25 protein-coding genes and 1 tRNA gene are annotated in these 23946 nt (G+C 69.8%); 15 read left to right on the forward strand and 11 right to left on the reverse strand.

The genetic code is table 11. From position 1 onward, the window contains the following. Positions 1-231: 231 nt before the first annotated feature. From K3769_RS40995 to K3769_RS37705, 3 genes are all read right to left on the reverse strand, one after another. Entirely contained in the window at positions 232-363 is a 132-nt protein-coding gene (locus K3769_RS40995) for a hypothetical protein (RefSeq protein ID WP_308216445.1), read from the reverse strand. A 366-nt stretch (positions 364-729) separates the two neighbouring features. Beyond that, positions 730-882, reverse strand: coding sequence for a hypothetical protein (locus K3769_RS37700; protein ID WP_267030703.1), 153 nt, complete (start codon positions 880-882; stop codon positions 730-732). A gap of 262 nt (positions 883-1144) precedes the next feature. Beyond that, positions 1145-1558, reverse strand: coding sequence for a MerR family transcriptional regulator (locus K3769_RS37705; protein WP_267030704.1), 414 nt, complete (start codon positions 1556-1558; stop codon positions 1145-1147). A 410-nt stretch (positions 1559-1968) separates the two neighbouring features. On the opposite strand from K3769_RS37705, the gene K3769_RS37710 reads away from it, so the two are divergent. The 4 genes from K3769_RS37710 to K3769_RS37725 all read left to right on the forward strand — a co-directional run bounded on the left by K3769_RS37710 (position 1969) and on the right by K3769_RS37725 (position 6571). After that, positions 1969-3474, forward strand: a complete 1506-nt coding sequence (locus K3769_RS37710; RefSeq protein ID WP_267030705.1) for a SulP family inorganic anion transporter — start codon at positions 1969-1971, stop codon at positions 3472-3474. Further along, entirely contained in the window at positions 3359-4030 is a 672-nt protein-coding gene (locus K3769_RS37715; RefSeq protein ID WP_267030706.1) for an STAS domain-containing protein, read from the forward strand. The genes K3769_RS37710 and K3769_RS37715 overlap by 116 nt, the downstream gene beginning before the upstream one ends. Before the next feature lie 414 nt (positions 4031-4444). Further along, positions 4445-5773 (forward strand): Na+/H+ antiporter NhaA, encoded by a 1329-nt coding sequence (nhaA, locus tag K3769_RS37720; RefSeq protein WP_267030707.1) that lies wholly within the window; start codon positions 4445-4447, stop codon positions 5771-5773. Between the two features lie 363 nt (positions 5774-6136). Continuing rightward, a complete protein-coding gene (locus K3769_RS37725; protein WP_267030708.1) occupies positions 6137-6571 on the forward strand; it encodes an STAS domain-containing protein in 435 nt (144 codons plus the stop codon). A 169-nt stretch (positions 6572-6740) separates the two neighbouring features. On the opposite strand, the gene K3769_RS37730 is transcribed toward K3769_RS37725, so the two are convergent. Both K3769_RS37730 and K3769_RS37735 read right to left on the reverse strand, forming a co-directional pair. Next, on the reverse strand, positions 6741-7055 hold the full coding sequence (locus K3769_RS37730) for a winged helix-turn-helix domain-containing protein (RefSeq protein WP_267030709.1): 315 nt from the start codon (positions 7053-7055) through the stop codon (positions 6741-6743). Then, positions 7052-7537: a hypothetical protein gene (locus tag K3769_RS37735; protein ID WP_267030710.1), complete on the reverse strand. Its 486-nt coding sequence runs from the start codon at positions 7535-7537 to the stop codon at positions 7052-7054. The genes K3769_RS37730 and K3769_RS37735 overlap by 4 nt, the downstream gene beginning before the upstream one ends. A gap of 198 nt (positions 7538-7735) precedes the next feature. On the opposite strand from K3769_RS37735, the gene K3769_RS37740 reads away from it, so the two are divergent. Then, positions 7736-7894 (forward strand): hypothetical protein, encoded by a 159-nt coding sequence (locus K3769_RS37740; protein WP_267030711.1) that lies wholly within the window; start codon positions 7736-7738, stop codon positions 7892-7894. 34 nt (positions 7895-7928) lie between these two features. Here K3769_RS37740 and K3769_RS37745 read toward each other — a convergent pair whose 3' ends face one another. Together K3769_RS37745 and K3769_RS37750 are read right to left on the reverse strand one after the other, a co-directional pair. Then, positions 7929-9461 carry an alanine/glycine:cation symporter family protein gene (locus K3769_RS37745; protein WP_267030712.1) on the reverse strand — a complete coding sequence of 511 codons (1533 nt, stop codon included), beginning with the start codon at positions 9459-9461 and terminating at the stop codon, positions 7929-7931. A gap of 532 nt (positions 9462-9993) precedes the next feature. Continuing rightward, positions 9994-11046 (reverse strand): glucose 1-dehydrogenase, encoded by a 1053-nt coding sequence (locus K3769_RS37750; RefSeq protein WP_267030713.1) that lies wholly within the window; start codon positions 11044-11046, stop codon positions 9994-9996. A gap of 665 nt (positions 11047-11711) precedes the next feature. Here K3769_RS37750 and K3769_RS37755 point away from each other — a divergent pair. Next, positions 11712-11930 carry a hypothetical protein gene (locus tag K3769_RS37755; RefSeq protein ID WP_267030714.1) on the forward strand — a complete coding sequence of 73 codons (219 nt, stop codon included), beginning with the start codon at positions 11712-11714 and terminating at the stop codon, positions 11928-11930. Positions 11931-12099: 169 nt separating this feature from the next. On the opposite strand, the gene K3769_RS37760 is transcribed toward K3769_RS37755, so the two are convergent. The 3 genes from K3769_RS37760 to K3769_RS37770 form a co-directional block, all read right to left on the reverse strand. Further along, the gene (locus K3769_RS37760) at positions 12100-12966 is read right to left on the reverse strand and encodes an ANTAR domain-containing protein (RefSeq protein ID WP_267030715.1); all 867 of its coding nucleotides are present in this window, start codon (positions 12964-12966) and stop codon (positions 12100-12102) included. Positions 12967-13122: 156 nt separating this feature from the next. Next, positions 13123-14031: a GlxA family transcriptional regulator gene (locus K3769_RS37765; RefSeq protein ID WP_267030716.1), complete on the reverse strand. Its 909-nt coding sequence runs from the start codon at positions 14029-14031 to the stop codon at positions 13123-13125. Positions 14032-14041: 10 nt separating this feature from the next. Further along, positions 14042-14641 carry a cysteine hydrolase family protein gene (locus K3769_RS37770; protein ID WP_267030717.1) on the reverse strand — a complete coding sequence of 200 codons (600 nt, stop codon included), beginning with the start codon at positions 14639-14641 and terminating at the stop codon, positions 14042-14044. Positions 14642-15146: 505 nt separating this feature from the next. Here K3769_RS37770 and K3769_RS37775 point away from each other — a divergent pair. Beyond that, positions 15147-15220, forward strand: a tRNA-Met gene (locus tag K3769_RS37775). Between the two features lie 167 nt (positions 15221-15387). Beyond that, positions 15388-15825: an ankyrin repeat domain-containing protein gene (locus tag K3769_RS37780; protein WP_267030718.1), complete on the forward strand. Its 438-nt coding sequence runs from the start codon at positions 15388-15390 to the stop codon at positions 15823-15825. A 30-nt stretch (positions 15826-15855) separates the two neighbouring features. Here K3769_RS37780 and K3769_RS37785 read toward each other — a convergent pair whose 3' ends face one another. Further along, positions 15856-16380, reverse strand: a complete 525-nt coding sequence (locus K3769_RS37785) for a cupin domain-containing protein (RefSeq protein ID WP_267030719.1) — start codon at positions 16378-16380, stop codon at positions 15856-15858. Positions 16381-16518: 138 nt separating this feature from the next. On the opposite strand from K3769_RS37785, the gene K3769_RS37790 reads away from it, so the two are divergent. From K3769_RS37790 to K3769_RS37820, 7 genes are all read left to right on the forward strand, one after another. Next, entirely contained in the window at positions 16519-16965 is a 447-nt protein-coding gene (locus tag K3769_RS37790; RefSeq protein WP_267030720.1) for an RrF2 family transcriptional regulator, read from the forward strand. 47 nt (positions 16966-17012) lie between these two features. Continuing rightward, the gene (locus tag K3769_RS37795) at positions 17013-17918 is read left to right on the forward strand and encodes a DsbA family oxidoreductase (RefSeq protein WP_372515187.1); all 906 of its coding nucleotides are present in this window, start codon (positions 17013-17015) and stop codon (positions 17916-17918) included. A 606-nt stretch (positions 17919-18524) separates the two neighbouring features. Continuing rightward, entirely contained in the window at positions 18525-20099 is a 1575-nt protein-coding gene (locus K3769_RS37800; protein WP_267030722.1) for an ABC transporter substrate-binding protein, read from the forward strand. Between the two features lie 63 nt (positions 20100-20162). Next, the gene (locus tag K3769_RS37805; RefSeq protein WP_267030723.1) at positions 20163-21191 is read left to right on the forward strand and encodes an ABC transporter permease; all 1029 of its coding nucleotides are present in this window, start codon (positions 20163-20165) and stop codon (positions 21189-21191) included. Between the two features lie 2 nt (positions 21192-21193). Next, positions 21194-22081: an ABC transporter permease gene (locus K3769_RS37810; RefSeq protein WP_267031719.1), complete on the forward strand. Its 888-nt coding sequence runs from the start codon at positions 21194-21196 to the stop codon at positions 22079-22081. Next, positions 22081-23034: an ABC transporter ATP-binding protein gene (locus tag K3769_RS37815; protein ID WP_267030724.1), complete on the forward strand. Its 954-nt coding sequence runs from the start codon at positions 22081-22083 to the stop codon at positions 23032-23034. Before K3769_RS37810 ends, K3769_RS37815 begins: the two co-directional genes overlap by 1 nt. Further along, positions 23031-23906, forward strand: coding sequence for an ABC transporter ATP-binding protein (locus tag K3769_RS37820; RefSeq protein ID WP_267030725.1), 876 nt, complete (start codon positions 23031-23033; stop codon positions 23904-23906). The genes K3769_RS37815 and K3769_RS37820 overlap by 4 nt, the downstream gene beginning before the upstream one ends. Positions 23907-23946: the final 40 nt, after the last annotated feature.

The raw sequence follows: 23946 nt of genomic DNA on the forward strand, positions 1-23946 counted from the left end.
CGTAGCGGCGACTCCGCAGAGCGCATCGTGCAGGTCGTCTACTGCAGTGCGGACCGGCAACCCACGTATTCGGGCCCGGTAGTCGTTCTCCCACTCCCCGGTTTACCGCAGAGACGACGCCGATCTGGTGTAGTCCCCCGTCGACGCGGTCGACCAGGTACGGCCATTGCCGACCAGCATGTACTTCGAGTTCCGCGTGCTTGCGAACTCCTCGGACTGCCAGGAGACGATTCACACCAGCTCGTGCTCCTCGACACGGACCACAGCCATCCTCACCGCGGCCGTGCTCACAGCCCGCCATTGCTGATAGTCGCGCTCCAGCTGTTCTTCGACAGCCCGAACGGCGGCTTCTCGCTCGATCACGCGTGCAGCATCCCGTACGGGCCCGGTTTCGACCAGCGAATTCCCACGGCTCAGGGCCACGCAGAAGGGGCCAACGAACCCTCTCGCCCAGGAATACAGCAGCTGAAAAACAAGTGCTCTGCGCCAGTAGAACCTCGGCAGTCCGAGAGGCTTCGGGTCCGTCGGGGAAGAGGCGACGCAGCGGTCGTACGAACAGGCGAGTCATGTGCCAGGCGGCGACAGGAGCAGCGGCCGGCACCGCGAGCTCAGCCAGCCCCACGACGAGATCCGCGGACACGACGGCATCCAGCAGGACGACCGCGCCGAGGCTGAGCAGCCAGGCGAACGCCGTCAGCACGGAGAGCGCGACCGCGACGGGTACGCCGCTCAGGCCCCAGGCGCGAGATCCGCGTCCGGGTCGAAACTGTCGGCGCGGACCGCCCAGCCCGCGACGAGGAGCCAGAACCCGAGGACGACGACGAGGGCAGCGGTGAACAACAGGGACGGGAAGCCGGTGGCCGCTTCGGAAAACGTACGCATGACTACGTCATTGAGCTCGGGGAGCGGTGAGACGCCCTTTCCACGGGTCCACCGACCTGCTCCTCCTGCTCCCATGAGCGCTTCTGGAGCCCCCACGGGGTCGCCAGGGGGCGCCGTCCTGTCGGCCGCAACTGCGATTTCGTTGCCGAACGCTGTGATTCTCGGAGGGCTCAGCCGTCGCCACCCACCCTGTGTGTGGGCCGGCGCGAGGGGGAGTGGGGGCAGCGAGCGCCCCGGGCTGGCAGCCCCAGGTCCCCAGGTGTTACTGCTGCTGTGTATGACCGGTTTCAGGCAGCCGTCCGCGCAGGGTGGCGGCGAAGTCCTCCGCGCGGCTCAGCTGGACGCGCAGCTTTTCGACCTGTTCGGCGGCTGCTTGTTCGTAGGCGCGGACGCGTTCCAACAGCATCTCGCGCTCATCGACTTCGAGGTCGTACGTGCCGTCGAGGCGGTCGGTGGCGTCCAGGAGGTCGCGCATCTGCTCGAGGGTGAAGCCGAGCGGCTTCATGCGGCGGATGACCATGAGGCGGGCGACGTCGGTTTCGGTGTAGAGGCGGAAACCGCCCTGGGAGCGGGCGGACGGGATGACCAGGCCGGTTTCCTCGTAGTGGCGGATGGTGCGCAGGGACAGCTCGGTCCGTGCGGCGACTTCGCCGATCTGCATGTGCTGGTCGTCCACGCGGTGTGTCCCGGCCCTTTTTGTCTTGGTGTGCCGCGTCCCGTGCGACTCGTCTATCCCTACTCTAACGTTAGGGTAGAGTTGATGATGGTGAGGGCAGCCCAGGCTGTCCCGTTGCAGCCGTTCCGGGGCCGATGACGCCCCCGGCAAAGAAATGATTCTTGCAGGAGAGACGCGTGCGCGAGCCCATGACGCCGATCGCCGCCGCGTGCCCGCCGTGAGGTTCCACTCCCCGATGTGAGCTGCGCGGCCCCGCAAGGCTCCGGCTCCGGCTCCACCCTCTCGACTTCCCGGCCCGCCCTTTGTCGGGCCGCCCGCGGGGCATCGCTCCGGTCTCCCGCGCTCTTCCCGCACGCCCGCCCCGGCACTCGCCGAGGTGGGATGTGCCCGAGCACGACAGGTACCACCCCTTGTCCTCCACCGCAGCAACTCCCGCCGCGCGGCTGCGCCGCCTCAAGCCCGGCTGGCTGTCCGACCCGAAGGTCTGGCGCACCGAAGTGCTGGGCGGCCTGGTCGTCGCGCTCGCGCTGATCCCCGAGGCGATCTCGTTCTCGATCATCGCCGGGGTCGACCCAGCGATCGGTCTCTTCGCGTCCTTCACCATGGCCGTGACCATCTCCGTCGTCGGCGGACGCCGCGCCATGATCTCCGCCGCCACCGGCGCCGTCGCCCTGGTCATCGCCCCGCTCAACCGCGAGCACGGTCTGGGCTACCTGGTCGCCGCCGTCATCCTGGCCGGCGTCATCCAGATCGCCCTCGGCGCACTCGGGGTCGCGAAACTGATGCGGTTCGTGCCCCGCAGCGTGATGGTCGGCTTCGTCAACGCCCTCGCCGTCCTGATCTTCATGGCCCAGGTCCCCGAGATGCACGACGTGCCCTGGGCGGTGTACCCACTGATCATCGGCGGGCTGGCGTTGATGGTGTTCTTCCCGAAGGTCACCAAGGTGATCCCGGCTCCGCTCGTCTCGATCGTCATCCTGACCGTCGTCACGGTGGCCGCCGGGATCGCGGTGCCGACGGTCGGGGACAAGGGCGAGCTGCCGTCCTCCCTGCCGGTGCCGGGCCTGCCCGACGTGCCCTTCACCCTGGACACCCTGACGACGATCGCCCCCTACGCACTCGCCATGGCCCTGGTCGGCCTGATGGAGTCGCTGATGACGGCCAAGCTGGTCGACGACATCACCGACACGCACTCCTCCAAGACCCGTGAGTCGATCGGGCAGGGCGTCGCCAACATCGTCACCGGGTTCTTCGGCGGCATGGGCGGCTGCGCCATGATCGGCCAGACGATGATCAACGTGAAGGTCTCCGGCGCCCGGACCCGCCTCTCCACCTTCCTCGCCGGCGCGTTCCTGATGGTGCTGTGCATCGTCTTCGGCCCGGTCGTCTCCGACATCCCCATGGCGGCGCTGGTCGCCGTCATGGTGATGGTGTCCTTCGCGACCTTCGACTGGCACTCCGTCGCGCCGAAGACGCTGAAGCGGATGCCGGCGGGCGAGATCACCGTCATGGCCGTCACCGTCGCCTGTGTGGTCGCCACCGACAACCTCGCCATCGGCGTCGTCGTCGGCTCCCTCACCGCCATGGTCATCTTCGCCAAGCGCGTCGCCCACCTCGCCCACGTCACCGCCGTCACCGACCCCGACCATGCCACCGTGGTCTACTCCGTCACCGGCGCACTGTTCTTCGCCTCCTCCAACGACCTCGTCACCCAGTTCAACTACGCCGGCGACCCGGACAAGGTCGTCATCGACCTCACCGCCGCGCACATCTGGGACGCCTCCTCGGTCGCCGCTCTGGATGCCGTCGAGACGAAGTACAAGCAGCGCGGCAAGACGGTGGAGATCATCGGCCTCAACGACCCCAGCGCCGACCTGCACGGCAAACTCACCGGCGAACTCACCGGCGGCCACTGACCGCCCACACGACACCCGAGCGAGCCCCGGCCGTCGGTCGGGGCTCGCCGCTTTCAACCGGACCCGAGGCTCCGTCCCGGCCATCGGCCCGAAGCCCGAACGGCGGCCCCGTACGCAGGCCGTGGGGGCGGCGGCGGCAACGCGTCCCCTGACGACAGCTCCCTCGCTGCGCGAGAGGAGTGGTGTGCTGGGAAGCCTGGTCGGCGACGTGTCCGTCGCGCCCGAAAGGCCTCCCGTGCCGCTCACGCCCCCTCCTTCCCGCCACCGCACCGTGGTCCGGTTGCGGGGAGAGGTGACATTCGTCAAGACCCCCCCCCGCATGCGAAGAAGACTCCTGCGAGCCCTCGACCGGGCTCCCGGCGTCCTGGAAGTGGACCTCGCCAGGGTCACCTACCTCTCCCCGGACGCCGGCGCGCTGCTGCTGGCCACCGCAGCCGCCGCAGGCCGCGGCGGCACACGGCTCGCCATCACGCACGCCGACCGGCACAGCCTGCACGTGCTGAGGGAACCGGGCATGCAGCGGCTCATGGACGCACCTCTCATCCCCGATCCGTAGCCGTGCCACGAGATACGAGTTCTGCGATGCCGCCCCGTCACAGCCCATCCGTCCCGCCTTCCGACAGCCCGCAGGAGACAGCGGTCCAGGAAGTCCTCACCTGCTTCGATGCCTACGCACGCATCCGCAGTGCCCGTGGCAGCCTCCTTGCCACGTCCCGCGTCGGTCCCCGCGACGAGGAGCGCGCCTTCGACGACGTTCAGCAGGCCATCACCCGGCTTCGTGCCGTCTGCCGGACCCCGTGAACGCAGGTCAGGAGAGCGGCGGATAGAGGGAGTGAGCTGAGCGTGGCTGACTGACCGTGGTTAGGGTGTAAGGGACGCGTCAGCTGATGCGGGGTGTGCCGGGAAGTCTGGTCGGCGACATAGGGGCCGTGTGCCCGCCGCCACCCGTTCTTCCGGAGGTCTGTCCCCCATGGCCGCTGCCCCGCGTTCCCGCCCTCCGTTCCTTGGCCTGCTCCCTCTGCCGGAGCGCCAGGCCGTCACTCGCGCGCTGCGTACGGAGACCGTCGGAGGCCTGGTTCTGCTGGCCGCCGCCGTGGTTGCGCTGGTGTGGGCGAACAGCCCAGTCAGCAGTTCTTACGAGCAGGTACGCGACTTCCATTTCGGTATCCCCGCTCTCGGTCTGGACCTGTCGGTCGGCCACTGGAGCGCGGACGGACTGCTGGCCGTGTTCTTCCTGGTCGCCGGCATCGAGTTGAAACGCGAACTCGTCGTCGGGGAACTGCGCACCCCCGCCACCGCCGCGCTGCCGGTCATCGCAGCGCTCTGCGGTATGGCGGTGCCCGCAGCCCTCTATGCGGCCATAGCGGGGGCGGGCGGGGGGAACATGGAGGGATGGGCGGTGCCGATGGCCACCGACATTGCGTTCGCCCTCGCGGTCCTGGCGGTCGTCTCGACCCATCTGCCCGCCGCCCTGCGCGCCTTCCTCCTCACCCTGGCCGTCGTCGACGACCTCGGGGCGATTCTGGTCATCGCGGTCTTCTTCTCCTCCGACCTCAACTTCTACGCGCTGGCCGGAGCCGTCGCCGGACTGGCCGTCTTCCACCTTCTGCAGCGGTGGCGGGTGACGGGCTGGTGGTGGTACGTGCCCCTGGGAATCATGATCTGGGCCCTGATGTACAACGCCGGTGTTCATGCCACCGTCGCCGGCGTCGCCATGGGCCTGATCCTGCGCACCACGCGCGACCAGGGCGAGAAGGCCTCACCGGCCGAACGCACCGTCCATCTGGTGCACCCGTTCTCCGCCGGTGTCGTCGTGCCGCTGTTCGCCCTGTTCGCGGCCGGGGTCAGCATCTCCGTCAGCGATCTGGGCACGGTGTTCACCAGCCCCGAACCGCTGGGCGTGGTCGTAGGCCTGGTCCTGGGCAAAACCCTGGGTATCTTCGCAGGGACCTGTCTCGCCGCCCGCTTCACCCGTGCCCAGCTCAATCCGGACCTGGCATGGGCCGACGTCTTCGGCCTCTCGGTCCTCGCCGGGATCGGCTTCACCGTCGCCCTGCTCATCGGCGAACTCGCCTTCCCCGGTACCGCACTGAGCGAGCACGTCAAAGCCGCCGTGCTGATCGCTTCCCTCACCGCAGCCTTCCTGGCCGTGCTGATCCTGCGCCTGCGCAACCGGCTCTACCGGCGCCTGTACGAGGAGGAGAACCTCGACGCGGACGCGGACGGCATCCCCGACATCTACCAACGCGCCGCCCGGATGACAGCCGAGCAGGCCCCCAAGGACGGCACGTCCGGCTGACGGCCGCCCCCGTCGTGGCGCCCTACCCGGCGGTGTCGGGATGCCGTTCCGAACTTCGGTGCCCTGACAGTCCATGAGCACAGGGCGCCCCGCAAAGCCCTCCAAGCGACGGAAAGCGCGAAGGGCAGGGCCGAGAACGTGCCCGTCAGCTGTTCCTTGGAGCATTCCGAAGTCTGTGCCATCAGTACTGCCCAGAGCGGCCGCATCCTTCTCGACGTGCACGTCGAGAGTGAGTTTCGTGGTGCAGCGATGGGCCTCGTCACTTGCTGTATGCAAAGATGGAGTCATGGAGGCGCCACCGGCGCCTCCTGGAGCGCCGGGAAGTCTGGTCGGCATCTGTAGCCGAGCGATCCCGGAGATCTGATGCAGCCACCTCGACCCGCCCCCGACGACGAGGCAGACGAAGCGGTTCCGGTGGACGGCGGGGACGCGACGCATCTCTGGAAACCCTCGGCGAGGGATTGGCCCCCCAGACTGTCGGTGCGTCGGGGAGCGAGCAAGGGCCTGCCTCCGCGGCTGGAGCTGTACCTCGCGGGCGAACTCGACGCCGATACCTCACCCGAGCTTCGCGAGGACCTGGCCTCACTCGCTGCCCGTTCCACAGACGGCGTGTTGGTGCTGAACCTGTCCGACATCACCTTCTGCGACTCGGCCGGTCTCTATACCCTGCTGGGTATCCGCCAGGCGCTGTCCGTGGCTGGTGTCGACGTGCTGTTCGCCCACGTCGGCACAGTCGTCCGGGCCGCGGCGCACAGAGCCGGACTGAGCGCTCACCTTCCGCTCCGGGACGGCGTATGACCCGTCGTCCTGTGTGCGCAGCGTACGAACCAGGCCGTGTGTGAGATGTTGACCAAGGTCGTGAACCGATCGTGGAATGCCTCGGGGTGATCTGACGTACGGCCAATGGCAGTGGCTGGAGCCGCCGTTGCGGTCACCGTTGCCGTCAAGGGCGCCTTCCTTGCGCCTCTCAGGTCGAGGGGAGCACTGACGCGCCCGCCTTGGCGACGATCTCCTGCAGAGCCGCGACGTGCTGGTCGAAGGCCGTCCGGCCGACGCTGGTGAGCCTCGCCGACGTGCGGGGCCGCTTTCCGACGAAACCCTTACGGATCTCGATGTAGCCGACGCCCTCAAGCGTCGTGAGCTGTTTCGACAGGGCAGAGTCCGACAGGCCGGCGCTGTCGCGCAGGAACTGGAAGTCCGCCCACTCGGTGGCCGCGAGCAGGGAGACGAGCGAGAGCCGGGTGGGTGCGTGGATCAGCTCGTCGAACTTGGGCGTGATCACCGTCGGCTCCCGGACCGGTTTGCGAGTATGAGGCCCTGACGGTACCGCGTGTACATCGGTCCACCGATGACAAGGACCACGGCGGTGATCGAAGCAGCAACGGTCGCGGCGTACGAAACCCCGGACGCCTTCAGGGTGAGCGATGCCGCCAGCGATACGCCGACGATGACCACCGCGAAGGCCAGGTCCGCGGCCATGATACGGGGGCCGAACAGGCTGTTGTGCGGCTGGGCGCTACGGGCCGAACGGAACGCCACCAACCCGACAGTGGTGAGCACACCGGCCACGAACAAGGCGGTGGCCATCCCCTGGACGAGGCCACCTCGGGTGGTGTCGACGACCGCTGCGAACGCGACCGTCAGGAAGGCGATGGCCCCCCAGAACCAGCGGGGAAGGCTGGCCATCCGGATGATCTGCTCCTGCCGCTGGTCGATCTCGGTGAGTGCGCGCGCGGCCTCTTCCGGCCGTACTTGGTCGGTCATTTGCCCTCCTCGCAGTACTTTCCTGTCAGGAAAGTAGCGTGGGGTTTCCCATCCGGCAAGTACTTTCCCGGCAGCGCATTGCTGCCGTTACGTCGAGCCCGACCGCGCGTCGCACCCGGTGGGGCACCACGATCACTCCTTCGTCGGCCGCGAAGGGTGTGTGCGCCTCGCCCGCCTCGCAGCCGGCTCAGCGGCGTCATGGCCGATGACCTGATCGAGATCCATCAATCGCTCCCCGCCGAGCGGAGCGAGACCGGCGTCGTAGAACGCGGCGTCGGCGGCGCGGGGTCCGGCATCCCTGTTCACCGCGAGATGGAGGTGAACAGGGATGCCGGACCCCGTACCGATGTCCTGTAGGGCTGCCTACGAGTCAGGAGCCGGGCCGCGGAGGTCAGACGCTCTTTGCGACCGGCTCCTTCTTCTCAGGGTCGGCGGAGCCCTGGGTACCGCGGTTCCGGACGAAGTCCGTGAAGGAGGCGAGTTCCCGCTTGACGACGGGGGCCAGCAGGTAGAGCCCGATGATGTTGAACACCGACAGCAGGAAGAGTGCGGAGTCGGCCAGGCTGATCAGCGAGTCGAGGGAGAGCAGGGAGCCCAGGACGACGAACACGCTCCAGACGACCTTGAAGGTGATCTCGCTCGTCCTGCTCTTGCCGAAGAGGTACGACCATGCCTTGAGGCCGTAGTAACCCCAGGTCAGGATGGTGGAGAAGGCGAACAGCAGCACCGCGACGGTCAGCAGGTTCGGGAACCAGGGCAGTACGGTCTCGAAGGCGTCGGAGGTGATGGTGACGCCGCCTATGCTCTCGCCCTCGCGGGCCTCGGCCCAGCTGGCCGGGTTGGCGATGATGATGGTCAGCGCGGTCATGGTGCAGATGACGACCGTGTCGATGAACGGTTCCAGCAGGGCGACGAGACCTTCGCTCGCGGGGTGCTTGGTCTTGACCGCGGAGTGTGCGATCGGGGCGGAGCCCAGGCCGGCCTCGTTGGAGAACGCCGCACGCTGGAAGCCGACGATCAGCGCGCCGATCACGCCGCCGGTGACGCCGTCGGCCTCGAACGCGCCCTGGAAGATGGCCTGGATCGCGTCGGGCACCGCGGTGACGTTGGTCAGGATGACGACCAGACAGGCCGTGACGTACATGCCGGCCATCGCCGGGACCAGTCGGCTGGTGACCGAGCCGATGGAGCGGATGCCGCCGAGCAGGACGAGGCCGACCAGGGCGGCGACAACGAGTCCGAAGAGTACGGCGCCGGCCGAGGAGGCCATGAAGCCGTCGTCTCCGCCGACGGTCGAGGCGATCTGCGCGTAGCTCTGGTTGGCCTGGAGCAGGTTGCCGCCGAACAGACCGAAGAAAAGGATCATGATGGAGGCGAGGACGGCGAGCACCTTGCCGAGCTTGGCGCCGTTGCTGCCGAAACGCTCGGCGAGGCCCTTGGGCAGATAGTGCATCGGACCGCCGGAGACGGTGCCGTCGGCGTGCTGTTCACGGTATTTGACGCCGAGGGTGACCTCGACGAATTTCGTCGCCATGCCGAGCAGGCCGCAGAGGATCATCCAGAAGGTGGCACCGGGGCCACCGATGGAGACGGCGACCGCGACACCGGCGATGTTGCCGAGGCCGACGGTGCCGGAGACCGCCGCGGTCAGTGCCTGGAAGTGGTTGACCTCGCCCGGAGAACCGTCTTCGTCGTATTTCCCGCGCACCACTTTGATCGCGAGTGTGAAGTTGCGGACCTGTACGAGTCCGAACCAGGTGGTGAAGACCAGGCCCGCGACGACGAGCCAGGCGACGATGAGGGGAAGTTCGGTGTCTCCGACGGGAACGGCGTAGAAGACGATCTCGCCGACCTTCTCGGCGACGGGTTCGAAGAAGTCGCTGACGGCGTCGTCGATGGATCGGGTGATGGAGTCGAGTGACATCTGCCTACCTCAGGGCGCGGGGACGTGCTGGCGTCGTGCAGTGCGGTGGGCGTCGTACGCACCGGGTGCGGTCGGTGTTTCCGGCTGCAGCACGGGCGTCGTCGCGACGGAATGGGGAAGTCCTACCATGTTCTTTGCCAATCCTTTAGTGTCGTACGTCACATGAACGTGCCCACGTGTGCGGTTGCCTGACGCGGTGACAAGGTCGTTATCCGGATTTGAGTGTCCCCTGAGCAAACGCCCACGGAGATCCGGTGAACGAGTCAGGACACACTTGGTCGGACGGTCATGACGGCAAGGCCCGAACGGCCTCTGCCGCGGCCCGACGCCCATGTCCGCGCATTCCGCACACGTCCGGATGCGGGCGACGCGTTGCCCGATGCGGCGGGCGGAGCCGCACGTCCCGCTCCAGCCGTGGGGAGCAGGACGCGGTGGATCGCCGGTCCGGCAGGAGCGGGGAACCGCTGTGTTGGACGAGGGCAGCACCGCTCGTCGTGCTCGACGCCGGTCGGAAGGAGGCAGTCTCGGCCGGTCAGTCCTGGAGGTCGACGACGACCTTGACGTCGTCCGGCCGCGCCTCGAACGCCTCGGCGGCCTGTGCGAGCGGGACGCGCCTGGTGATCAGACCTTCCAGCCAGTTCCGGTCCGCCTTCGCCAGGGCGTCGGCGGCTTGGCGGAAGTGGTGCAGGTTGGCGTTGACGGAGCCGACCACGGCGTCGTTCTGCAGCACGATCTCCCGGTTGATGCTGCCGGCGTCCGCCGTGATGCTGCGGCCGGCGGGTGAGACACCGGTCAGGCACACCACCCCGTACGGGGCGGTGCCCCTCAGTGCGGCGAAGACCAGGGCGCTGGCTCCGGTGGCCTCGATGATGACGTCCGGGCAGACCTTCCCGATCACCCGCTGGGCCTCGCCGGTGTGGTACGCGGCGCCGAGGCCGCGTACCAGCGCGGGCTTGGGGCCGTCGGCCACACGGTCCAGAACGTGCACCTCCAGTCCGCGCTGTGTACCGAGGAGAGCGGCCAGCATGCCGATCGGCCCGGCGCCGGTCACCAGTACACGCTTCGGCTCGAAGTAGGAGCGCCCGCCCACGCGCTCCACCTGCTCCCATGCCTTCGCCACGACCGAGGCCGGTTCCATGAGCACACCGACCCGTTCGAGATGCGGCTGAAGCTTCACGGCGTAAGCGGCCTCCACGCACCACATCTGGGCGCCGTAACCGTCGATCTCCTTGATGCCCCGCTCCGTGTAGCGGCCGTTGCGGCACATGTCGAACTCCCCATGGCCGCAGGCACCGCAGGGCACGGGGTCAGGCCGGCGCACCACCCCGGCCACCAGATCGCCGGCCGAGAAGTCGCTGTCCGGTGGGGCCTGTTCGACCCGTCCCAGTGACTCGTGCCCGAGGAGGAGCCGGTCATGGCCGGATGGTGCCCACCCGTACTCCCCGCTGATGATCTCCCGGTCCGTTCCGCAGACCCCGAGCGCCAGGCCCCGCACCAGCAGCTCACCGTCGGCCGGGGACGGAGTGGGCAGGTGCTGCAGTTCGAGCGAGTTCTGCCGGCCGGGCCGTACGGTCAGTGCGCGCATGGGATGTGCTGCCTCTCTCGTGATCGCTTCACAGTCGTGTCTGCCCGCCGCACCGGCCGGCCTACCGGTCGGCAGGGCTGCGGGCTGCCGACCAGGTGACGGCCAGGACGCGGCGCGATCGGCTCGCGGAGGGTGGCCGGGACAGCCGTGGCGATGACGCTGTCCCGTGACGGTCCGTCGGGGATGCCGACCACCCGGCAGCATTGAGCAGGTCGGGCAGCACGTCCCGGAGAACGCGGACCTGCCTGGTGGACGCGTAACCTCGCACACGCTCGGCAAACCCGCTGACGCCGTCAGCGCTACGTGGCCGGTCGGCAATGAGGAGTTCGCCGACGACCTGCTTCACGGCCACGGCGACCTGAGGCGTCCGACCGAACGTGCGGGGTCCTTTCGGGCCCCTCCTTGCCCCGGCCTCTGTCACGCCGTAACCCAGAGCGCTGACCCGCTCAAGGACATGGATCCGGCCAGCCGGTGGAGTCGACTCAGCCACCCCTGTGCATCGCTGTACCTTGCGGACCGTGGTCGCCGAGACCTGGTCCGGCCCGGTGGGAAGGAGTGACAGGCCGCGCGCGCCTCAGCGGTCGGTGAAACCGGGCGTCCTGCACCCGTGTCGGTGTTCTGGAGTCGCGACAAGGCGCACATGACGGGCTGGCCGGGAAGTCGGAGTGTCTTTTCTGAAGTTCGCGGGTGACGAAGTGCTGGAGACGGCGGGCACGCTGGAATCGAACGGCGGTCGGATGAAGTCGGCTTCCCGGGAGGTGAAGCGCACCGGCGGCACGGCGTCCCATGCCTGCCCGGCTTCGGCCACCAGCGACGTACCGCCGTCCCCCGCGTGGAGCAGCCCGCCGCCGTACTGCCTCAGGAACGCGGCGGCACCCTCGTAGGACGCCCGGCCGTCCGGCGTGATCCGCGGCAGATCCAGCATGACGAAGAGCCCCTCCGGGCCTCGCGTACCGAAGGCATGGAGAGCTGCCCTGTCGGGGTCGACAGCCATGGGTCCCTCCGGAGGGTGACGGACGGTCGGCGCCTTGGCCGGTGCCGTCGGCCGGCGGGTCACTCCGACTGGATGCCCCGAGTGCCTTGGGCGGTGGCGGTGGCGGTGGCGTGGAGTTGTTCCAGGGCGTCCAGGACGATGGTGTACCGGTGCCAGAGCAGCCAGTCACCCACCCGTGTGCCGACTTCCTCCAGCGCGGAGAGCTGTGCACGGGTGAAATCGGTCAGCGGCTGTGCGTGATGGCTTGAGATGACGCCCACGACCCGGTCCTTGCGGCCGATCAGCGGCACGCTGTGGGCGGCCCGGCTGCCGGTCTGCAGGATCGCGTGCCGGGACGCCTCGTCGAAGACGTCCGCCACCGCCACGTCCTTCACCGTGACCTGCCGGCGCTGTTCGGCGGACTGCGCGCAGGACGTCGTGGAATCCCGTACGAAGGCGAAGAACTCGGTGAACTCCCGGTTCAGCCCGGTGTGTTTCTCCAGGCGCAGCATGCCCTGCTCCGACAGCTGTACGTTGCCCATGGCGGTCTCGGTGATGTGCAGCACCCGCCGCAGCGCCTTCCTCAGCACCACTCCGTGATGGGTACGGCTCGACTCGTCCACCGCCAGGTCCGGAAGCGGCGGCGGGCTGTAGCGGGCGCGTCCCGGGAACCACAGTTCGGCGTCCGTGTCGGGGGCCGCGGTGTGCAGTACGGCATCGGCCAGGGTGTGCAGCTTGATGTTGGACTGCTGCGAGATCTGCCGCAGCAGCTCGAACGCCTCCTGCTGCGAGGCGAGGCCGTAACGAGCGGTCAGCACCCGCTGCGCGTGGGCGACACCGATGTGGGCCAGACGTCGGTTGCGCTGCGCCGCCGTCTCCTCGGTCTCCGGCGTGCCGGTGGAACGGGGGGTGTTGCGGGGGAGTGGGTGAGGGGGTTCCTGTCTCACGGCACGGTCTTCCTTACAGCTGCTTGGGCGCGACGGAAAACTCGCATGAGCCTCACGTTCGACGGTGAGGTCCATGGAGGACGCGTGCCTATTGCCCAAGCACCGGCGCAACTTTACCGGCAGATGAGACCCCTTTGAGACCCCTTCAGATCGCGGTCACCTGCGGCGGGCGCGCAGGCGGCGCAGCATGCGCGGGTCCTCGAAGCCCACGGAGCGCGCGGCGGCGTCCATGGTCGCGCCGTGGCTGATGAGGTGCTGGGCCCGTTCGAGGCGGAGGGTCTGCTGATAGCGCAGGGGCGTCAGCCCGGTGGCGCGGCTGAAGAGACGGGTGAGCGTGCGTTCGCTGACCCCCACGGCCGAGGCCACGACGGGCAGGGGAAGCGGCTGTTGGAAGCGTTCGTCGATCAGGTCCTGGGCCCGGTGCACGGTGTCGTCGAGGTGGGAACGGTGCCGGAGCATCGCGCTGGACTGCGGTTCGTGGCCGTTGCGGCGGGCGTAGACGACCATCTCCCGGGCCACCTGGGCGGCGACCGCGGGACCGTGCCGGTTCGCGACCAGGTACAGGGCCAGGTCGATGCCACTGGCGATACCGGCCGAGGTGACCACCCGGTCGTCCGAGGTGAACAGGACGTCCCGGACGACCAGCGCCCGCGGATGACGCGAAGCCAGCTCGTCCTGCACGTCGTGGTGGGTCGTGCAGTGGCGGCCGTCCAGCAGGCCGGCCATACCGAGCGCCTCGGCCCCGGCGCAGACGCTGGCCACCGTGCCGCCCCGGGCGTGGTGGTCCCGCAGCGCCCGCAGAGGGGCGGGACCGATGGCGGGGCTGTCGGCCAGGGTGCCCGCCCGCCACCCGGGCACCACGACCAGGTCATCGGGCCCGAGCTCCGGCCAGTCGAGCCGGGCCACCAGCGGCAGCCCCTGCGCCGTGCGGATCTGCGGCCGTTCGGCGACGTAGGAGAGCGTGTACGGGTACCCGAAGTCGTCGGCCGTGGAGAAGACCTGCGCGGGGCCGGCCAGGTCCAGCAGATGGACTCCGGGCACCAGGAAGAAGACGATGTGGCTCACGATCCGGTCATCATGCCGGACGCTCTGCCGCGGCCTCCAGTTCGTCGACCGTCGCGATGGTGGCGAAGCGTCCGGCCAGTGCGTACTCGGTGCGCCTGAGGACCTCGTCGGCGGAGAGCGTACGGGGGTCGGCCAGCAGGTCGGCCACGCTCCGGTCGGCGGGAGCGTCGCGGTGCGGGATGGGGTTGGTCGCGGTCGCGTCGGTGACGAACGTGACCTGGTAGCCGAGGTCGCTGCCGACACGGGTGGTGGTCTCCACGCACTGCTCGGTGCGGATGCCGCAGACGACGAGTTCGCGGACCCCGTGTGCGGTCAGCACCTGCTGGAGGTTGGTCGTGGTGAAGGCGTTGTGCGAGGTCTTGTGGATCAACGGCTCTTCCTCCGTCCGCTCCAGTTCCTCCATGAGCCGGACATGGCCGAGGGCCGGGTCGAAGACGTCGCCGCTGCCGGGCTCGTGGTGCAGTACCCACACCACGAGATCCCCGGCGGCGCGGGCGATCCGGACGAGCCGGTTCACCTGGTCGGCGATCTTCGGGTCGGAGATCGTCGCCCACAGCGGACGGGCGCGGAAGGATTCCTGGACATCGATGACGATCAGTGCGCGGTTCATGCCCAGAGTCTGAGCCACGCGACGGGCGTCGCGACACGCCGTATCGGGTCCCGAAGCGGACCGATCCGGTCACCACTCGGGGCGCCGGGCGCCACAGCGGCAACGGCCCGGCGGGGCCGAAACGCGTTCTTGTCCCGTACCGGCGACGTTCTAGGCTTTCGGACAGAGACACCGGCTCCCGCACGGGCGGCCGACCCGCCCGCCGAGGCGGGTACCAGCAGTCGGCCCCCCGGCCCCCGGGCCCGGAGAGACCACCACGCCAACCGGGAAACCGGAGTCCGCGTCCCGCGAGGTTCCGCGCGGACCCTGGTCCCTCGTCCTCCCGGCTCCTTCGAGTCGGGGCGTACTCCCGCGCGCCCCGGCCGCCGCGAGGACGATCCCGCGCGGTGCCGGCTGCGTTCTTCAACTACCCGCGTTGTCAACCGATGCACAGCACCGGCACCGCGGTCGCGGCGGCGGGTGGTCATCGGGGCTTTCGATGATGGCGTACGGTGGGTGATGTCGACGCGGGGTGGAGCAGCTCGGTAGCTCGCTGGGCTCATAACCCAGAGGTCGCAGGTTCAAATCCTGTCCCCGCTACTGTCGAAGAGGGTCCGGACCGAAACGGTCCGGACCCTCTGTCGTCCCGAAAACCGACTGGCCACAGCACCGGAGCCGCCGATACCGTCCGAGCGACAGCCACTGGCCGGACGATCCTGGAGCTGTGAGTACCGGCCGAGCACGTCGGATACGAGGTCTGGAGTGTGGTGAACCGGCGGCGGCGGAAGAAGATGGCCCGGCGGCTCGTCAGTGCGGTGGCCTTCGGTGACAGTGGCCGGGTCGACGCCCTCCTGCGGGCCGGGGCCGACCCCGAGACCGCCGACAGTGAAGGCACCACGCCCCTTTACGCCGCGTCGGTCCACGGCGCCACGGCCCATGTCCTCCGTCTGCTGGCGGCCGGGGCCCGGCCCGACACCGAGAGCGGGCGCGGCGCGGAAGGCACACCCTTGTGCGGGGCCGCCTGCTGGGGACACGTCGAGACGGTGCGGGCACTGCTGGCGCACGGCGCCGATCCCCGGCTCCGCGAGGACCACGGCACGGGCCGTTCCCCGCTGGAGTGGGCCATGACCGGCCCCTACCCGGAGACGATCGACGTGCTTCTCGCTGCCACCCGCGCTCGGACGACCGGCCCGGTCGTCAGGTGACGCGCCCCCGGCCCGGATCCCTTCCGCCCGTCAGGACTCGTCCGGCGAAAGCGCGTACAGCCGGGGGAGGTTGACCACGATCGCCTCCTGCGTGCTGCGGGCGATGACGACCACCGCCTCGTCCTCCGGGTCCGGATTCTCCTCCCGGTGCGGGACGAACGGCGGTACGAAGATGTAGTCGCCGGGCGAGGTCCGCAGCCGTACCTCCTGCGGCTCCCCGCCCTCGGATCCGCCGTGGCCCGAGTCGTCGACGAAGACGAATTCCGGGTGCCCGCTCACCACGTAGATGGCCGTCTCGGACTCACCGTGGTGGTGGTCGGACGAAGCCGTCGAGGGAGCCACATGCGTCTGGCCCATCCACAGCTTCTCGGAGCCGACGTTCTTGCCGCTGACAGCGGCGAACCTGCGCATACCGCCGCTCTGGGCCGTGTCGCCGTCCAGGGAGCCGGCGCGGATGTGGTGCAGCCGACTGCGCAGGGGCGCGTTCGACCGGTCCTCAGTGTCGTGGAGGTGCGGGTGGAAACCCTCACCGGGGGTCGTCAGCGGCTCGCTCATGGCGGCGACGCTAGAGCGGCCCCGAAAAGGATGTCAAGAGGTGTCCTTTGGCTTTCACCTGCGGCAATGTTCCCGCAATGAAGGAAACAAGCGGCCGGAGACCCGCGGCCCTGCCCGCTCCTCAGGCATGATGAGCGCATGCATATTTCCGCGAAGGCGGACTACGCCATGAGGGCGCTGCTGGAGCTCGCCCGCGAACCTTCCCGCCCGCTCACCTGTGAAGCCATCGCCTCCTCGCAGGAGATCCCGTTCCGCTTCCTGAAGTCCGTGGTGGGTGAACTGCGCCGGGCCGGCCTGGTACGCAGCCAGCGCGGCTGCGAGGGCGGTTACTGGCTCGGCAGACCGGCCGAGGAGATCACCCTGCTGGACGTCACCCGTGCCGTGGACGGCGAGTTGATCACCCTGCGCGGCGAGCCGCTGGCCGACCTCGTCTATCCGGGCCCCGCGAGCGGGCTGCCCGATGTGTGGCGAGAGGTCGAAGCGGGTGCCGCGGCGGTCCTCGGCGGCGTGACGCTGACCTCGCTGCTCCCCGGCGGAGCGACGGGCGCGACAGAGGCGGCGGGTGTGGCGGGGGCGCTGGCGTGACGGACACCCCTCAGGCGCAGCCACGCCCGCTCCCTCAACTGCCATCACTGGCACAGGTGTTGGCGTCGCCTCCGGTCGAAGTCGTCGAGTACACCGATCCGTTGTGCCCCTGGGCCTGGGGATCGGAGCCCGTCTTCCGCACGGTGCGGGCGGCGCTGGCCGGCCGGGTCCGCTGGCGGCGGGCGTACGCGATCCTCTTCGATCACGACGACGATCCGCCGCCCGACCCGGCGGCGGAGACGGCCTGGTACGCGCGGTACATCGAGGAGGTCAGCTCGCACAGCCGCGCCCCGCGCCCAGTGCGGCTCAGTCGGATGCCGGCCGACTCCTGGCCCTCCTCGCTCGTCGCCAAGGCCGCCGCCCGACAGGGTGAGGACGTGGCCGAACGGGCGCTGCGGCGGCTGCGGGAGAGCGTCTTCGTGCTCGGCGAGCCCGCGGACACCACCGAGTCGGCGCTGGCCGCGGTCCGGGGCGTACCGGATCTGGATCCGCGGCGGCTCGCGGTCGACGCCGCCTCGGCGGCGGTGCTGGAACAGGTGCGCGCCGACCGCCTGGAGGCCCGCCGGCCGGTGCCCGAGGTGCTCTCCGCCCAGGCCCCGTGGAACGGGTCGCCCCATCCGGGCACGGCCAAGGAGACCGCCGAGGGCGGACACCGGTACGCCCTGCCGACCCTGCTCGTCCGGACCGCGGGCGACTACCGCGTCGTACCCGGCCGGCAGCCCTTCGAGGCGTACGTCGCGGCCGTCGGAGAACTGAGTCCCGGGCTGCCGGCGGCCCCCGCCCGGCTCGCTCCGGCGCACGCGCTGGAGCGCTACCGCAGCCTGACCGACCCGGAGCGGGCGCTGCTGACGGAGGGCCACTGGCCGCCCCCGGGTGCCGTGCGGGTGGACACGGCGGGCGGGCCCCTGTGGCTGCACCCCGACGAGGCGGCGACCCACCCCGCCGTACCCTGAGCCCGTCCCGGCCGAGGCTGTGAACTGCGACGGACGACGTCCCGCCCAATGAGACACCAATTGGTGTCCATTGACAGCGGGTTGCGGGAGCCCCCAGGATGAGCACCATGCTTACGACGCACCCCGGTGTGGTGTGCCGCTACGTGGACCTGCGGCGCACCAGCAGCGCACTCTGTCGCTGACCCTCCGCCGACCCGGCCCCGGCCCCCGTTCCGGTCACGGTCCCGGTCCCCGTTCCGCAGACGTCTGACACCCCTCGCCTTCTCCCGTGCTGGCCGTCCAGTGCTCGGTCGAGCCGTGCCCGCCTCTGCGTCTCCCTATCCGTGCCCCGTCGCACACCTTTCGCCTCCCGGCCCGCCCCTCCGCGAGCCCGTCGGCTCCTCCAGCCCTGAGTCCGGCAGTCCGGCGATCCCGGACAGTCCCGCGATCCCGCACGCTCCTGCCCTGAGCGCCGCGCGCCCCGAGCGCGCTCCGGCGCTCTCCCCGGCATGTCCGTGCTGCCCGGCCGGAGCCGAGTTCGACGTGCCGCCTCGCGAAGGGGTCCGGTCCTCCTGCCCCGCTCCTTGTGCCCCGGCCCCGGCCGGAGCCCGCCACAGGAAGAACGAGATGCCCGCTCACCTCATCACCCGCCGCCCCGGAGCGGACCGCCGTTCGTCCAGAGGGGCGGGCCGCCTGCGGGCCGCAGCCCTCGGAACCGCCTTCGTCGCCGTGCTCACTCCCGTGCTGAGCGCCTGCGGCGGGGACTCCGCCGCCTCGAGCGGCGGCTCCACACTGAAGTGGACCTCCTCGTACTTCCCGACCCACTGGGACCCGGTCGTCGGGGGCAGCGGCGCGCAGTTCCGCGAACTCGCCCTCGCCTACGCCTCGTTGACGCGCACGGACGAGAGCGGCAAGGCCGTTCCCGACCTCGCCAAAAGCTGGGAGTACAACGACAAGGGTGACGAGATCACCTTCCACCTCCGCTCCGGCCTGAAGTTCAGCGACGGCGAGCCCGTCGACGGCGCCGCGGTCAAGGCGGCCGTCGAACGGGCGCAGAAGCAGAAGAACTCGGCGCTCTTCGGTGACCTGACCTCCATCGAGTCGGTGGAGGCCGACGGCCTCGACGCGGTCCTGCACCTCAGCCAGGTCGACTACCAGATCCCCCAGCTGCTCGGTCAGCGGGTGCTGCAGATCGCCAGCCCCAAGGCGGCGAAGAACCCCGGGAAGCTGGACCAGAACCCGGTCGGCGCGGGCCCGTTCGTCGTCACCCAGGTGATCCCGGGCACCAAGGCGCTCCTGAAGAAGAACCCGGACTACTGGGACGCGAAGAACATCCACATCGACAACGTCGAGCTGACCTCGGCCCCCGACGCCTCCACCGTCGTCTCCGGACTGCGGACCGGTGTCTACAACTTCGCCGACCTGGACCCGAGCCAGGCGTCCGCCGCCAAGAAGGCCGGCCTGGACGTCTTCGTACAGCCCGGCTTCAACGCCTCCAACCTCAGCCTCAACGTCAACAAGGCGCCGTTCGACAACGACAAGGTCGTCGACGCCGTACGCCACGCGGTCAACCGTGAGGAGTTCGTCGACAAGCTGACCTTCGGCTACGGCGAGGTGACCGACCAGCCGTTCCCGAAGGGGTACGAGGCCTACGACCCCGAGTCGGAGGACGCCTACCCCTACGACCCGGCGAAGTCGAAGAAGCTCCTCGCGGAGGCGGGCTACAAGTCCGGTGACATCAAGCTGAACCTGGTCGTCCCGGCGGAGGACCCGCAGGCGGAGATCGTCCAGTCGCAGCTGGCGAAGGTGGGCATCAAGGTCACCATCAAGATCGACAAGAACTGGGCCACCCCGTTCTTCGCGAAGGACCTGACGTTCTCGCTGTACGGCACCACCGGCCGGGACTCCGCGGCGCAGACCCTCACCGCCCACTTCGGCCCCGACGGCCCGCTGAACCTCAGCACACCCTACGAGCCGGACGGCTTCGAGGCCGCCATCGCCAAGGTGCGCGAGACCCCCCTCGACGCACCCGACTACACGCGGGTGCTCCGGGCGGCGACCCGGGCCGGCCTGGAGAGCAAGGCACTTGTCTTCACCTACTCCCAGCCGAACCTCATCGCCAAGAGCAGGTCGATCTCCGACCTGCCGAAGAACCCGGCGCACATCGACTGGACCGGTGTGACCATCTCCGGTGACAACTGACCGCCGTCGGGCGCCTGTTCACCACCGGTCCAGCACACAGTCCATCACAGAGAGGGGCAACCCATGAGCACGACCGCGGAAGAGGCCCCGCCGGCCCGCCGTCGCGGGGTAGTCGGGAGCAGGGTGCGGCACACGCTCGGCCGCCTCCTGGTCACCCTGGCCCGGTCGGTCGCGATCTTCGTGCCCGTCTTCCTGGTCGCGACCTTCGTGACGTTCGCGCTGCGGTCGATGAGCGGACTCAGCCCGGCGCGGATCCAGTTGGGCGAGGAGGCGACCCCCGAGGCCGTCGCCCGGGTCGAGGCCCAGTGGGGTCTCGACCGGCCCTTCCTGGTCCAGTACTGGGACTGGTTCACCGGCGTCCTGCACGGACAGCTCGGCAGCAGCTGGACCAACGGCGCCGACATCTCCACGCTCATCGGGCTCGGCCTCGGAGTGAGTCTGTCCGTCGCCACGTTCGCGCTGATCCTCGGCGTCGTCCTCGGCTTCACCCTCGGCACCCTCGCGGCGCTCAAGCGCACCACCTGGATCGACCGGGCCATCACCGGCTTCGTCACCCTGATCTCGGTGATGCCCGCGTTCGTCGTCGGCATCGTGCTGGTCGCGGTCTTCGCCGTGGGGCTGGAACTGTTCCCCTCCGCCGGATACATCCCGGCGGAGCAGGGTTTCGGTCCGTGGCTCGCGCACATCACGCTCCCGGCGCTCGCGCTCAGCTTCGACGTGGTCGCGGACGTGGCCCGCCAGCTCCGCGGCAGTCTGGTCGCCGCCTTCCGCGAGAACTACGTGACGGGCGCGGTCGTACGGGGTCTGAGTCCCCGTCGGATCTTCCTCGGCCATGTGCTCCGCAACGGCATCGGACCGGCCCTGGCCACCCTCGGCCTCAAGTTCCCCGCCCTGGTCGGCGCCTCCGTCGTCACCGAGTGGATCTTCGGTCTGCAGGGCTTCGGCAGGTTCGCCAACGACTCCGCGCAGGCCGGTGACGTACCGGCCGTACAGGGCGTCCTCGTCGTGTCGATCGTCCTGGTCGTCCTCTTCAACCTGATCGTCAACCTGGTGCTGGCACGTGTCACACCGGCATCCCAGCGGGGGGTATGACCATGGTGCGCCGCGTCCTCACCCTGACCTCCGGCCGGATCGCCGTGGTCATCCTCACCCTGATCGCGCTGCTGGCGGTCCTCGGCCCGCTGCTCGCCCCGCAGAACCCCCTGGCCACCAGCGACAACACCCTTGCCGCGGCCTCCGGATCCCACTGGCTGGGCACCGACCACCTCGGCCGGGACACCTTCAGCCGGCTCCTGGACGGCTCGCGGGTCAGCGTGCTCGGCTCCCTCGAAGTCGCCGTGACGGCTCTGGTGGTCGGCGCGATCCCCGGCATCCTGTCCGTCTACCTCGGCCGGACCTTCGAATGGCTCACCCTGCGCCTGGCCGACACGCTGGTCGCCCTGCCGTTCCTGCTGTTCGCGGTCGCCGTCATCGCGCTGCTGGGCAACGGCATCACCCAGGCCATGCTCGTCACCGGCGCTCTCGTCTCCCCGCTCTTCTACCGGGTGGCCCGCGCCGCCACCCTGGCGGTCGCCCGCTCGCCGTACGTGGAGGCCGCGCTCGTCGCGGGTGCCTCGACCGGCTGGATCGTCCGCCGGCACGTCTGGGTCAAGGTGCTCCCGCCGATCGCCGTCGCATTCGCCCAGACCATCGGCGTCGGCTTCGTCATCGTCTCCAGCCTCACCTTCCTGGGCATCGGCGTCCAGCCTCCCGCACCCACCTGGGGCGGGCTGCTCGCCTCCGACCTCGGCTACCTCAGCTACCAGCCGTGGGCGCCCCTCGCCCCTGCGGCGCTGATCATGATCACCGTCTGGGCGAGCAATCTGCTGGCGGACGCGATCCGCGACGTCTCCGGCGAAGCGGGCCGGGCGTTCCTCAACACCCGCAAGGCCCGCGCCAACCGCCTCGGCAAGCCCGATCCCGTATCCACCGGAGGTGCGTGATGACCACGCTGTCCGAGAAGGCCACCCCCGGCACGCTCCCGCGCGCCGCCGAGCCCCGTACGCCGACTGAACCCCGTACAGCGGCCGAGATCGTCGCGACGGCCGCGACGCCTGCTACGGCCGCGACCTCCGCGACGGCCGCACCCGTGCTCGCCGTGCGCGGTGTGCGCGTCAGCGACCGGGTCACCGACCGCGAGATCGTCCACGGCGTGAGCTTCGAACTCACCCCGGGGAGGACGGTCGGCATCGTCGGCGAGTCGGGCAGCGGCAAGACCCTCGCCTGCCGCGCCACCCTGGGCATCCTGCCCCCGCACTTCGAGGTCTCCGCGGGCTCGATCGAGATCGCCGGCACCGACATCGCGACCCTGACCCCGCAGCAGTGGACGGCCCTGCGCGGCGCCACGATCAGCGCGGTCTTCCAGGACCCGGCGTCCTATCTCAACCCCTCGATCCGGGTGGGCGCGCAGATCGCCGAGGTCGTCCGGGTCAAGAAGGGCCTCAAGCGGCGCGAAGCACGCCACCGTGCCGTCGAGTTGCTGCGGGCGGTCCAGTTGCGCGATCCGGAGCTGGTGTACGGCCAGTACACCCACGAACTGTCCGGCGGCATGCTCCAGCGCGTCCTGATCGCCGCGGCGATCGCCGCCGACCCGCAGATCCTCATCGCCGACGAGGCGACGACCGCCCTCGACGTCACGGTCCAGGCCGAGATCCTCGACCTCCTCGCCGAACTGCGCGAACGGGCCGGTCTCGCCCTGGTGGTCGTCTCCCACGACCTGGCCGTCGTGGCCCAGTTGTGCGACGAGGTCCTCGTCATGCGCGAGGGCGAGGTGGTGGAACACGGCACGACGAGCGAAGTGCTCCACCATCCGCGCCACGCGTACACCCGACTGCTCATCGCCGAGCACGACCAGTACGGCCTGGAGAAGTTCCGCACCCCGCAGGAGACAGCATGAGCACCACCGGGCATGCGCGGGGCCGGCGGCCCGCCGACACGGCGGCGGACGGGCGGGCCGTCCTGGAGGTCACCGGCCTGAACGTGCACTACGGGCCCCGCCGGCAGCGCCGCCGCGCCCTGCACGACGTCTCGCTGAGCGTCGCACCCGGGGAGACCGTCGGCATCATCGGCGAGACGGGATCGGGCAAGTCCACCTTCGCCCGCACCGTCCTGGGCCTGGTACGCGCCTCCTCCGGACGGATCGTCATCGGCGGCGAGGACGTCGGGGCGTACGGCGGCCGTCAGTGGCGCGGGCTGCGCCGCCGCGGCGTCGTCCAGTACGTCTTCCAGGATCCGCTGCGCAGCCTCGACCCCGACCTCACCATCGAGGACTCCCTGATCGAGCCGCTGCTCATCCAGGGCGTCGCCCGGCAGGAGGCGGCCGACCGGGCCCGTACGTTCCTCGCCCGCGTCCAGCTCTCCGAGGACCTGCTCGGCCGGCTGCCGGGGGAGCTGTCCGGCGGTCAGCGCCAGCGGGTCGCGGTGGCCCGGGCGCTGGTCACCGAGCCCGAGCTGGTCATCCTCGACGAGCCGGTCAGCGCCCTCGACTCCGCGAACCGCGTCCAGATCCTGCGGATCCTCAAGGACCTGCGCGCGGCGGGCACGGCCCTCGTCTTCATCTCGCACGACCTGGGGTCCGTCGCCGGGATCGCCGACCGTATCGCCGTGCTTTACCAGGGCGAACTCGTCGAGGTGGGTGCGGCCCGCGAGGTCGTCACCGACCCCCGGCACGTCTACACCCGGCTGCTCGTCGGCTCCGCACCCACCCTGCGCGGCGCCTCGGCCGACCGGGCCGAACGCGACCGCCTCCGCGCGCTGCTGCACGCCTGAGCGCATCACCAGTACCTCAGCGACGCGTCATCAGCGCACT

Source organism: Streptomyces ortus (assembly GCF_026341275.1).
In the GTDB taxonomy this organism is placed as follows: domain Bacteria; phylum Actinomycetota; class Actinomycetes; order Streptomycetales; family Streptomycetaceae; genus Streptomyces; species Streptomyces ortus.

Excerpts from the sequence above, each read along its gene's own strand:
- K3769_RS37725 (WP_267030708.1), top strand. The coding sequence starts at position 6,137 with ATGCAGCCACCTCGACCCGCCCCCGACGACGAGGCAGACGAAGCGGTT.
- K3769_RS37745 (WP_267030712.1), bottom strand. The coding sequence starts at position 9,461 with ATGTCACTCGACTCCATCACCCGATCCATCGACGACGCCGTCAGCGAC.
- K3769_RS37810 (WP_267031719.1), top strand. The coding sequence starts at position 21,194 with ATGGTGCGCCGCGTCCTCACCCTGACCTCCGGCCGGATCGCCGTGGTC.
- K3769_RS37750 (WP_267030713.1), bottom strand. The coding sequence starts at position 11,046 with ATGCGCGCACTGACCGTACGGCCCGGCCGGCAGAACTCGCTCGAACTG.
- K3769_RS37735 (WP_267030710.1), bottom strand. The coding sequence starts at position 7,537 with ATGACCGACCAAGTACGGCCGGAAGAGGCCGCGCGCGCACTCACCGAG.
- K3769_RS37785 (WP_267030719.1), bottom strand. The coding sequence starts at position 16,380 with ATGAGCGAGCCGCTGACGACCCCCGGTGAGGGTTTCCACCCGCACCTC.
- K3769_RS37815 (WP_267030724.1), top strand. The coding sequence starts at position 22,081 with ATGACCACGCTGTCCGAGAAGGCCACCCCCGGCACGCTCCCGCGCGCC.
- nhaA (WP_267030707.1), top strand. The coding sequence starts at position 4,445 with ATGGCCGCTGCCCCGCGTTCCCGCCCTCCGTTCCTTGGCCTGCTCCCT.
- K3769_RS37715 (WP_267030706.1), top strand. The coding sequence starts at position 3,359 with ATGCCGTCGAGACGAAGTACAAGCAGCGCGGCAAGACGGTGGAGATCA.
- K3769_RS37770 (WP_267030717.1), bottom strand. The coding sequence starts at position 14,641 with ATGAACCGCGCACTGATCGTCATCGATGTCCAGGAATCCTTCCGCGCC.
- K3769_RS37790 (WP_267030720.1), top strand. The coding sequence starts at position 16,519 with ATGCATATTTCCGCGAAGGCGGACTACGCCATGAGGGCGCTGCTGGAG.
- K3769_RS37740 (WP_267030711.1), top strand. The coding sequence starts at position 7,736 with ATGGCCGATGACCTGATCGAGATCCATCAATCGCTCCCCGCCGAGCGG.
- K3769_RS37805 (WP_267030723.1), top strand. The coding sequence starts at position 20,163 with ATGAGCACGACCGCGGAAGAGGCCCCGCCGGCCCGCCGTCGCGGGGTA.
- K3769_RS37820 (WP_267030725.1), top strand. The coding sequence starts at position 23,031 with ATGAGCACCACCGGGCATGCGCGGGGCCGGCGGCCCGCCGACACGGCG.
- K3769_RS37700 (WP_267030703.1), bottom strand. The coding sequence starts at position 882 with ATGCGTACGTTTTCCGAAGCGGCCACCGGCTTCCCGTCCCTGTTGTTC.
- K3769_RS37800 (WP_267030722.1), top strand. The coding sequence starts at position 18,525 with ATGCCCGCTCACCTCATCACCCGCCGCCCCGGAGCGGACCGCCGTTCG.